Source organism: Stenotrophomonas sp. STEN240 (assembly GCF_056756175.1).
This window is the reverse complement of record NZ_JBRRBO010000093.1, coordinates 1-1,540: the sequence shown is the minus strand read 5'-3', so window position 1 is coordinate 1,540 and position 1,540 is coordinate 1. Positions and strand designations below refer to the sequence as shown.

1 protein-coding gene is annotated in these 1,540 nt (G+C 63.9%); it reads left to right on the top strand.

From position 1 onward, the window contains the following. Positions 1-344 precede the first annotated feature (344 nt). Positions 345-1,451 carry a glycoside hydrolase family 18 protein gene (locus ACVOKO_RS19425; RefSeq protein WP_346501030.1) on the top strand — a complete coding sequence of 369 codons (1,107 nt, stop codon included), beginning with the start codon at positions 345-347 and terminating at the stop codon, positions 1,449-1,451. Positions 1,452-1,540 lie beyond the last annotated feature (89 nt).

The following is a 1,540-nucleotide window of genomic DNA, read 5'->3' as shown; positions in this document are numbered from 1 at the left end:
TTGAACAACCGCCTCGCCGGCCCCGGGGCCCCCCCGGGCCGCCGCGCGTGCCCCCGCTCCTACAAAAAGCGGGGTGGTCGGTGATGGGGCAAGCGATACGGTCTTGTGGGAGCGGCGTCAGCCGCGAAGCTGGCAATGCTTGATCACAGCCATGCGCGCAGCCTTATCGACCATCAGCTTCGCGGCTTACGCCGCTCCCACAACGAAAAGCCCAGACTTCCGGTGTCCCCCAGCCGAGCATGGCTCGGCTCTACCGTGACCGCGATGGTTTCCGACGTCACCGCCTTGCCACGCCGGCGGCGTCTGCAGGTACAGTCCGGGGTCCTTTCACCACGGGACCTCTCATGCCTGTATTCCTTCGCAGCGCTCGCCTGCATGCGCTGCTGTTTGCCGTATTGCTGCCCTTTGCCGTGCAGGCGCAACCACCGCGTCTGATCGGCTATGTGATGGACAGCCCTGCGCCGCTGCAGCTGTCGGCGCAGAAACTCGACGTGGTCAACTTCGCCTTCGCCCTGGTCAAGCCCGATGGCAGCGTCTACCTGCCGGAGAGCGTGGACCCCGCGCGTCTGCATGCAGTCGTCGCCAAGCGCGCGGACAACCCGGCGCTGCAGATCGTGTTGTCGATCGGTGGTTGGGGTGCGGGCAACTTCTCCGAGGCGGCTGCAAGCGCATCTGCACGCACGCGTTTCATCGACAGCAGCGTCGCACTGATGCACCAGTTCAAGCTTGATGGCCTGGATGTCGATTGGGAGTACCCCACACTTGGTGATGCCGACATCAGCCACAGCCCGGATGATCGCCACAACTTCACCCTGCTGCTGGAAGCGCTGCGCGAGCGCCTCGACCGCGAAGGCGCAGGCAAGCGCCATTACCTGTTGACCATCGCCGCCGCCGAGGGCCGTGCAGCGCTGGGGCTGGAGCTGCCACGCATTGCGCAGTCACTGGATTGGATCAACCTGATGACCTATGACTTCTACGGCAGCCTGACCAAGGCTACCGGCCATCATTCCGGGCTTGCCCGCTCATCACTGGCCACGCCGGAAGGCCGCACCACCGTGGATGCGGTGAAGTACTTTCTCGATGCCGGTGTTCCCGCTGCGAAGATCAATGTCGGCGTACCGTTCTATGGCCGCACTTTCGGCGATGTAGGCACGGCCAACAATGGTCGCTTCCAGAAGTTCACGACAGAGGGCGGCTTCATCACCTGGAGCGAGATCGTCCACACCCGCCTCAACGCGCCGGAGTGGCAGCGGCATTGGGACGAAGAGGCGCAGGTTCCCTGGCTGTGGAATGCCAAGGAACGACGCATGATCAGCTATGACGACCCGCAATCGCTGCGGATCAAGGCCGAGTACGTCAAACAACAGGGGCTCGGCGGCATCATGTACTGGGAGCAGCGCGGCGATTACAACGAGCAGCTGCTTGATGTGTTGCATGAGGCACTGCGCTAGGCGCCGCGCGTAGATCCTGTAGTGGGGGGGGGGGGGGGGGGGGGGGGGGGGGGTGAAGGGTTCCATTATGAAGCATGAAAAGGCCACCA